Here is an 8742-nt window from a genome sequence, read left to right as displayed (position 1 = left end):
GATCCGGGCCTGGATCAGCCCGTTCTGGCCGGTCGTCGCGTCGAGCACCAGCAGCACCTCGGTCACCGGGGCCTGCCGTTCGACCACCCGCTTGACCTTGCCGAGCTCGTCCATCAATCCGGTCTTGGTGTGCAGCCGGCCGGCGGTGTCGATCAGCACCACGTCGACCTCGGCCTCGATCCCGGCGCGGACCGACTCGAAGGCCACGCTGGCCGGGTCGGCGCCCTCGTCGCCGCGGACCACCGGGACGCCGACCCGGCCGCCCCAGGTCTCGAGTTGGTCGGCGGCCGCGGCGCGGAAGGTGTCGGCGGCGCCGAGCAGCACGTCCTTGTCCTCGGCCACCAGCACCCGGGCCAGCTTGCCGACCGTGGTGGTCTTGCCGGTGCCGTTGACCCCGACGACCATCACCACCGCCGGCTGCTCGCCGCGCTCGACGGCCAGCGTGCGGTCCATGGTCGGGTCCACCAGCGCCAGCAGCTCCTCGCGGAGCACGGCGCGGGCCCGGGTGCCGTCGGCCACCCCCTCGACGCGCAGCCGGTCGCGGAGCCGCTCGACCAGTTCCATGGTCGGCTTGACTCCGAGGTCGGAGCTGAGCAGGACGTTCTCGAACTCCTCCCAGGTGTCCTCGTCGAGCCGGTCGCGCGACAGCAGCGTCAGCAGCCCGCGACCGAACGCGTTCTGCGAGCCCGCGAGCCGGCGACGGAGCCGGACCAGACGGCTCTCGGGGGTCTCCGGACGTTCGAGGGTGGCGGTCGGTTCGACCAGCTCGGCCTCGACGACCTCGTCCTCGGCCGGACGCTCCGGGGCCAGCGTGCCGGTCGGCCCGCCCGAGCCGTCGCCGGCCTCGGTGTCGGCACGACCACCCCGGTCGAGCTCGCGCTGCCGACGGCCGCGGCCGAGGGCGCCACGGCGGGTGCCGACCACCAGCCCGACGACCACGGCGGCCACCACGACGACCGCGCCGCCGATGATCAGGTACAGGGTTGTCAGGTCCACCGCGTCATCCTAGGGACGCACGCACGAACGCCCGGTCACGCGGTGACCGGGCGGACGACGGGTTCGGCTCAGACGCGCTCGCGGACCGGGACCTCGACCGGGCGCGCCTCGAGCGCCCCGGTGGTGCTGCGGGCGGAGGCCGGACCGCGGGTCTCGGCGGCCTCGCCGCTCAGGTGCGCGGCGGCCCGGGTGAGGAAGTGGGCGAGCTGCGGGTAGCGCTCGAGCTTGCGGCCCTCGATGCCGACGAGGACCATCCCGACGACGCCGGCGGCGACGGCGAGGACGACGAGCATCGCGATCAGGTAGACGATCACCTCGGTGACCTTTCGCACTGCAGTGAATCGGACGAAACGGGGAAGGACTGCGCTGCCATCCTGACAGCCGGATCTGAGAGGCCCGTGTGAATACGGCCCGCGGACACTGTGTGTCGCGGTCACAGTTGGGTCTCGTCCGCCCCCGCCCCGGTGGTCCGGTGAGGCCCCGTCGCCGAAGCGACCGGGCTCAGGCGACCGACTCGGCGTCGGTCATCCGCTGGCTGATCACCGCCGAGACGCCGTCGCCTCGCATGGTCACCCCGTAGAGCGCGTCGGCGATCTCCATCGTCCGCTTCTGGTGGGTGATCACCAGCAGCTGGCTGTTGGCCCGGAGCTCCTCGTAGATGCCGAGCAGCCGGCCCAGGTTGGTGTCGTCGAGCGCGGCCTCGACCTCGTCGAGGATGTAGAACGGGCTCGGCCGGGCGATGAACAGCGCGACCAGGAAGGCCACCGCGACCAGCGAGCGCTCGCCGCCCGAGAGCAGCGACAGCCGCTTGACCTTCTTGCCCGCCGGGCGGGCCTCGACGTCGACGCCGGTGGTGAGCCACGAGCCGGGCTCGGTCAGCACCAGCCGGCCCTCGCCACCGGGGAACAGCCGGCTGAACACCCGGTTGAACGCCTGCTCGACGTCGGCGTAGGCCTCGGCGAAGACCTGCTCGACCCGGGCGTCGACGTCGGTGATGATCTCCATCAGGTCGGCCCGGGTCCTGCGCAGGTCGTCGAGCTGCTCGGCCAGGAAGGCGTGCCGCTCCTCCATCGCCGCGAACTCCTCGAGCGCCAGCGGGTTGACCTTGCCCAGCACGCCGAGGTTGCGCTCGGCCCGACGGAGCCGCTTGAGCTGCTCGTCCCGGACGAACGGCACCGGCTCGGGGCGTTCGTCGTCCTCGCCGATCGCCGTGCCGTCCTCGCGGGTCAGCACCGGGATCGGCTGGTCGGGCCCGTAGTCGCGGGTCAGCGTCCCGGCGTCGAGCCCGAGGTCGTCCATCGCCTTGGCGGCCAGTGTCTCGATCCGCATCCGCTGCTCGGTGCGGGCCATCTCGTCGCGGTGCACGCTGTCGACCAGCTTCTCCAGCTCGCCGGCCAGCTCGCGGGCCGACCGGCGGGCCGCGGCCAGCGCCTGGTCGGCCTCCGACCGGGCCTGCTCGGCCTGCCGTCGCTCGGTCTCGGCGGCCGCGATCGAGGCCTCGGTCAGCCGGGCCAGGTGCTCGGCGCCGACCAGCACCGCACGGGCCACCTCGGCCTCGGCCAGCATCCGCAGCCGACGGGCCCGGGCCCGGGCCTGGGCCTGCCGCTCGTGCGCGGCGGCCTTGCGCAGCGAGTCGGCCCGGCCGGCCAGCGCGCGGACCCGTTCCTCGCCGGTGCGCAGCGCGAGCCGGGCGTCCATCTCGGCGGCCCGGGCCAGCCGGGCCTCCTCGGCGAGCCGGTCCCGCAGCGTCGGGTCGGGTTCCTCGGTGGTCTCGGTCGAGGCGGCGGCCAGCCGCTCCTCGAGCTCGGCGAGCCCGGCGATGTCGCGTTCGCGGGCCGCCTCGGCCTCCCCGATCGCCCGGGCCAGCCGGTCGGCCTCGTCGCGCGAGGCGCGGGCGCTGGTGTTGAGCTGGCCGAGCTGCTCGGCGACCGCGGCCATCCGCGCGTCGGACTCGTGCAGCCGCTCGAGGGTGTGCTCGACCCGCTCGGCGGCCCCGGTGCGCTCGGTGACCAGCTCGGCCTCGGCGAACCGGAACCGTTCGCAGGCGGCCGACGCCTCGGCCAGCCGGGCCTCGGCGTCGTCGACGGCAGCCTGCACCTCGATCAGGCTGGGCTGGGCGGTCGAGCCGCCGGCGGCCAGGTGGGCGGAGAGCAGGTCGGCGTCCCGGGTGACCGCGGTCAGCTCGGGACGCTGCTCGACCAGGGCGCGGGCCGCGTCGAGGTCCTCGACCAGCACCACCCCGTCGAGCAGCCGGTCGAGCGCCGGACGCAGCCGGTCCGGCCCCTGGACCAGGTCGACGGCCCAGTGCGCCCCGCCGGGCAGCGCGTCCCGGGCGACCGGGGCGACCGGGTCCGGGGCGCCCGCGAGCAGCAAACCGGCCCGGCCGAGGTCGTCACGCTTGAGCACGCCGAACGCCTCGACGGCGGTGGCGGCCGAGTCGGCGACCAGCGCGTCGGCGGCCGAGCCGAGCGCGGCCGACACGGCGGCCTCCCAGCCGGCCCCGATGGTCAGCAGGCCGGCCACGGCCCCGTCCAGCCCGGCGACGGCGTCGGACCCGGTGCGGGCGAGCAGCGCGGCAGCGGCGTCCTTGCGCTGCAGGCCCAGCTGGAGCGCCTCGACCCGGGCGGACAGCGCGGCCCGCTCCTGCTGGGCGCGCTGGGCGTCGGCGCGGAGGGCGGTCAGCCGCTCCTCGACGTCCCGGAGCCGCTCCTCGGCGTGCTCGTGCTCGTCGTCGAGCCCGGACTCCCCGGCGTCCAGGCCCGCGACGGTGGTCTCGAGAGCGGTGAACTCACGGGCGGCGGTCTCGGCGCGCTGCTCGGCGAGCTCGCGGGCGGCGCTCAGCCGGCCGATCTCGTCGTCGGCGGCCTCGGCCCGGCTGCGCAGCGAGTTGACCTGGCCGGTGAGCCGGGCGAGCCCCTCGCGCCGGTCGGCGGCGGCCCGGACCAGCGAGGCCAGCCGCTTCTCCTCGGCGCCGTGCGCGGCCTCGCGGTCCTCGCGGTGCGCGGTGGCGGCCCGGAGCGTCTCGGCCCTCGCGTCGACCTCGGTGCGCAGCGCGGCCTCCTCGCGACCGATCACCTCGGCCTCGGCCTCGAGCTGGTCGGGATCGCGGCCGCTGCGCTCCTCGTCGGGGGCGTCGCGGGCGTTGCGGACGCGCTCCCGGGCGATCGAGGCGGTCGACCCGATCCGCTCGCGGAGCGCCGCGAGTGAGTACCAGACGTCCTGGGCCCGGTTGAGCCGCGGCACCTGGGCCCGGACGGTCTCCTCGGCCTCGGCCTCGGCGGCCCGGGCCTCGGCCAGTCGCTGCTCGACCGACTCGCGGCGCGCCTTGAGCGCGGCCTCGTCGGCCAGATCGCTCTCCAGCGCCAGGGTGGCCTGGACCAGGTCGTCGGCGAGCAGCCGGGCCCGGGCGTCGCGCACCTCGGCCTGGATCACCGCGGCCTTGCGGGCCACCTCGGCCTGCCGGCCGAGCGGCTTGAGCTGGCGGCGAATCTCGCTGACCAGGTCGGCCAGCCGGTTGACGTTGGTCTCGGTGGCCTCCAGCTTGCGGAGCGCCTTCTCCTTGCGCTTGCGGTGCTTGAGGACGCCGGCGGCCTCCTCGATGAACCCGCGCCGGATCTCCGGGGTGGCCTGCAGGATGGTGTCGAGCTGGCCCTGGCCGACGATGACGTGCATCTCGCGCCCGATCCCGGAGTCGCTGAGCAGCTCCTGGACGTCGAGCAGCCGGGCCTTGTGCCCGTTGATCTCGTACTCGGAGCCGCCGTTGCGGAACATGGTCCGGCTGATGGTGACCTCGGCGTACTCGATCGGCAGCGCGCCGTCGGTGTTGTCGATGGTCAGCACCACCTCGGCGCGGCCCAGCGGCGCCCGCCCGGAGGTGCCGGCGAAGATGACGTCCTCCATCTTGCCGCCGCGCAGGCTCTTGGCCCCCTGCTCGCCCATCACCCAGCTGAGCGCGTCGACCACGTTCGACTTGCCCGAGCCGTTCGGTCCGACGACGCAGGTGATGCCGGGTTCGAAGTCGAGCGTGGTCGCGGAGGCGAAGGACTTGAAGCCCCGCAGGGTCAGGCTCTTGAGGTGCAACGGGCGTCCTCTGGCTGAACGGTCACGGGAGCCGGCACGGCGGCACCCGGCGGGAAGGCCCGCTCAGCGTAACCGAGCGGTCGGAGGCGTCCCGGGAGGTCAGCCGGCGCGTGTCCCCGGCCGGGCCGGGGCCGCCGGGGCCTTCGCCGGGGTGGCCTCGAGCCGCTCGGCGATCTCCTCCTCGGTCAGCGTCGGGTGCTTCCCGCCGCGCACCGAGGAGAAGGTCCACAGCTTGTTGAACACGAACGAGACCGGGACGGTGACGATGATCATGATCAGCTCGGCCCAGTAGAACTTGGTCCGCAGCCCGGTGGAGTTGTCGAACACGGTCGACGGCAGCCCGATCGGCGACCCGGGGTGCATCAGCAGGGTCAGTACGCCCTGCCCGACCACCAGGGTGCCCAGCCCGACGACCAGGAACGGGCCGTACTCGCGGAACCAGCCGCTGTGCCGGGCGCTGCGGAAGGTCCAGCGCCGGTTGAGCTGGAAGTTCCAGAGGTTCGCCACCAGGAACGCGATGGTCGCGTAGAGGTGGTAGTACCGGACGTTAAACGAGGTCAGCGGCAGGTCGATGAAGACGTCGTCGAAGTGCGGCCCGGTCTTCTTGAGCAGGATCGTCACCAGCAGGTTGACGAGCACGCCCGAGCCGCCGACCAGCCCGAACCGGAACAACAGCTTCCAGTTGTGGCGTTGCCGGACGAACAGGAAATGACCGAGACGCTTCACGATTGGCCCGAGCGTACCGGCGTTGGCCCCCGACGCCGCACCGCTGCACCGTGTCGCCAGTCCGATCTCAGCGAAGCCGTCCCACGGCGGTGAGGGGTCCGGTGGTCACCAGCGCACGTGCCCGGCGCGCGGCGTCCGCTGGCAGAACGGGCAGCGGTAGGACGAGCGGTTCATGAACGCCTCGCGCCGGATCGGCCGGCCGCAGCGCGGGCACGGCTCGTCCGCACGGCCGTAGACGTCGAGCGTGCGGTCGAAGTAGCCGGACTCGCCGTTGACGTTGACGTAGAGCGCGTCGAAGGAGGTGCCGCCCTGGAGCAGCGCGTCGGCCATCACCGCGCGGGCCTCGACCAGCACCCGTTCGGCCGCGCTCTGCGGGAGCGTGTCGGTGGCCCGGGCGTAGTGCAGCCGGGCCCGCCAGAGCGCCTCGTCGGCGTAGATGTTGCCGATCCCCGAGACGAGGGTCTGGTCGAGCAGCGCCCGCTTGAGCCCGGTGCGCCGACGGCGCACGGCCCGGGCCACCGCGCGCTGGTCGAAGGCCGGGTCGAACGGGTCACGGCCGATGTGTGCGACCTCGTCGGGCAGCTCCGCGCCGCCCGGACTGAGCGAGAGCCCGCCGAACATCCGCTGGTCGACGAACCGCAGCTCGGGCCCGCCGTCGCGGAACCGGAACCGGACCCGGGTGTTCGGCGCGTCGGGGTGGTCGGCGTCCTCGACCCGGAACTGCCCGCTCATGCCCAGATGGGCGAGCACGGCATCGCCGTCGGTCAGCGGCAGCCACAGGTACTTGCCGCGGCGGGCCGGGACGGCGAAGGTGCGACCGCTCAGGGCGGCGGCGAAGTCGTCGGGGCCGGCGAGGTGGCGACGCACCGGCCGCGGGTGGAGCACCTCGACCCCGGAGACGGTGCGGCCGGCGACCGCGGCCTCGAGACCGCGGCGGACGGTCTCCACCTCGGGCAGTTCGGGCACGAAGCTCTGGGCCTGCGGCGGGTCAGCCGTGGGTGGCGGCGCGACCGCCCGGAGCCAGGTCGTCGGCGCCGGGATCGGTCCCGACGGAGTCAGCGGCCTCGTCGACGGCCGGGGCGTCAGCGGCCGGGGCGTCGGCGGCCGGGGCGTCGGCGGCCGGGGCGTCGGCGGCGGGCCTCGTCGCGAGCGGTGCCGGGACGGGTGTCGGGTACGCCGCGGCCGGCCGGAAGTCGAAGGCGCGACCCTCGGCCTTGAGCGACTGGAAGGCGATCGCGGCGGCGTTCTGCTCGGCTTCCTTCTTGTTGCGGCCGGTGCCGGGGCCGTAGCGGCCCGAGTCGAGCACGACGGTGGCGCGGAAGGTCTTGGCGTGGTCGGGGCCGGATTCGGTGACGTCGTAGCCGGGGGCACCGAGGCCCGCGGTCGAGCAGATCTCCTGCAGGCTCGTCTTCCAGTCCAGACCGGCACCGAGGGTGGCCACCCGGGCCATCACCGGGTCGAACAGGTGGTGGACGAACCGCCGGGCCAGCTCGATCCCGTGCTCGACGAAGACGGCGCCGATCAGCGCCTCCATGGTGTCGGCGAGGATCGAGGACTTGTCCCGGCCGCCGGTGGTCTCCTCACCGCGACCCAACCGGATCAGGTCGCCGAGCGCGAGGGTGCGGGCCACGTCGGCCAGCGCACGGCTGTTGACCACCGCGGCGCGCAGCTTGGCCAGCTGTCCCTCGGACAGGTCCGGATAGGACGTGAACAGGTGCTCGGTCACCACCAGCCCGAGCACCGAGTCCCCGAGGAACTCGAGCCGCTCGTTGGTGGGCAGCCCGCCCTGCTCGTAGGCGTACGAACGGTGCGTCAAAGCGCGTTCGAGCAGCTCCGGGTGCACCGGCGTCCCCAGCTGGTCGAGCACCTCGGTGGCGCCGACCAGCACCTCGGCCGGCACGACCGACGGGTGCGACTCCGGGGCGCGCGTCTCCGGGGCGTGGGCATGCTCGTGCCGACCGTCGTCGCCCTCGGCGTCGACGGTCCCGGTGCGACCGGAGTCCTGGGTCGAGCCGAGCTCGACCGGCTCGACCGGGACGCTGTCGACGGGCACGCTCTCGACCGGCATGCCGACCGGCTCGGTCAGCTCGCCAGGACCTGCCGGCGGCCGCCGCGCGGGCCGTACTGACCGCAGGCCGGGCAGGCCGTGTGCGGCAGGTGCTTCTCGCGGCAGGCCGGGTTCGCGCAGGTGACCAGGGTCGGCACGCTGGCCTTCCACTGGGACCGACGGTGCCGGGTGTTGCTGCGCGACATCCGCCGCTTCGGGACAGCCATGCTCACTCCTCGCTCGTGACCCCGCGGAGGGGTCCTGGTGGTTCGGACGCTCAGTTGCGCCGGACCGTCTCCTCGTCGGGCGCGTCCCAGCTGCTCAGGGCCGCCCACCGCGGGTCGGGTCGTTCCTCGTGGTCGTGCTCGGGATCGTCGTTCAGGTTGGCCCCGCAGGTGGGGCACAACCCGGCGCAGTCCTCCGTGCAGAGCGGCTGGAACGGGAGGTCGACCACCACCGCGTCGCGGATCACCGGTTCGAGGTCGATCAGCTCGCCCTCCAGCCGGTGCGCCTCGTCGTCGGTGGCGTCGCTGTTGGGATAGACGTACAGCTCCTGGACGTCGATCTGCGTCGCATCGCGGATCTCGTCCAGGCACCGTGCGCACTGCCCCACCAGCACGACGTCAGCCGTACCCGTGACCAGCACTCCCTCCACCACCGATTCCAGCCGGAGATCCAGCTCGATCGGTGACTTCGGCGGCACACCGATCATCTCGGTGCCGAGGTCGTCGGGCGCTTCGGCGGTGGTGCGGACCTCCTGCATCGCACCGGCGGTCCGGACCAGATCATGGGTGTCGAGCACCAGGCCCGACCGAGGATCCAGCGGACGACGTCGCGAGTTCATCGCACAACCCCTCCACGCACGGCAACACGACACCGTCGTGACCGACGGA

General features: G+C 73.8%; 8 protein-coding genes. All 8 read right to left on the bottom strand.

The window, feature by feature from the left end; all coding sequences use genetic code 11:
- Positions 1 to 996: signal recognition particle receptor subunit alpha (locus FHX74_RS19645; protein WP_328823944.1), on the bottom strand; the 996-nt coding region annotated here is incomplete at its 3' end.
- A gap of 68 nt (positions 997 to 1064) precedes the next feature.
- The gene (locus FHX74_RS19640; protein ID WP_182561317.1) at positions 1065 to 1328 is read right to left on the bottom strand and encodes a hypothetical protein; all 264 of its coding nucleotides are present in this window, start codon (positions 1326 to 1328) and stop codon (positions 1065 to 1067) included.
- A gap of 169 nt (positions 1329 to 1497) precedes the next feature.
- Positions 1498 to 5076, bottom strand: a complete 3579-nt coding sequence (smc, locus tag FHX74_RS19635; RefSeq protein ID WP_182561929.1) for a chromosome segregation protein SMC — start codon at positions 5074 to 5076, stop codon at positions 1498 to 1500.
- A 99-nt stretch (positions 5077 to 5175) separates the two neighbouring features.
- Positions 5176 to 5802: a GtrA family protein gene (locus FHX74_RS19630; protein ID WP_182561928.1), complete on the bottom strand. Its 627-nt coding sequence runs from the start codon at positions 5800 to 5802 to the stop codon at positions 5176 to 5178.
- A gap of 105 nt (positions 5803 to 5907) precedes the next feature.
- Positions 5908 to 6768, bottom strand: coding sequence for a bifunctional DNA-formamidopyrimidine glycosylase/DNA-(apurinic or apyrimidinic site) lyase (gene mutM / locus FHX74_RS19625; RefSeq protein ID WP_182561927.1), 861 nt, complete (start codon positions 6766 to 6768; stop codon positions 5908 to 5910).
- 22 nt (positions 6769 to 6790) lie between these two features.
- Positions 6791 to 7870, bottom strand: coding sequence for a ribonuclease III (rnc, locus tag FHX74_RS21330; RefSeq protein ID WP_182561926.1), 1080 nt, complete (start codon positions 7868 to 7870; stop codon positions 6791 to 6793).
- Between the two features lie 14 nt (positions 7871 to 7884).
- Positions 7885 to 8076 carry a 50S ribosomal protein L32 gene (gene rpmF / locus FHX74_RS19615; protein ID WP_182561925.1) on the bottom strand — a complete coding sequence of 64 codons (192 nt, stop codon included), beginning with the start codon at positions 8074 to 8076 and terminating at the stop codon, positions 7885 to 7887.
- A 50-nt stretch (positions 8077 to 8126) separates the two neighbouring features.
- Complete coding sequence (locus FHX74_RS19610) at positions 8127 to 8693, bottom strand: YceD family protein (RefSeq protein WP_182561924.1); 567 nt, start codon at positions 8691 to 8693, stop codon at positions 8127 to 8129.
- Between the last annotated feature and the right edge of the window lie 49 nt (positions 8694 to 8742).

The organism is Microlunatus kandeliicorticis, assembly GCF_014137855.1.
In the GTDB taxonomy this organism is placed as follows: domain Bacteria; phylum Actinomycetota; class Actinomycetes; order Propionibacteriales; family Propionibacteriaceae; genus Microlunatus; species Microlunatus kandeliicorticis.
This window is presented reverse-complemented; position numbering and strand designations above follow the sequence as displayed.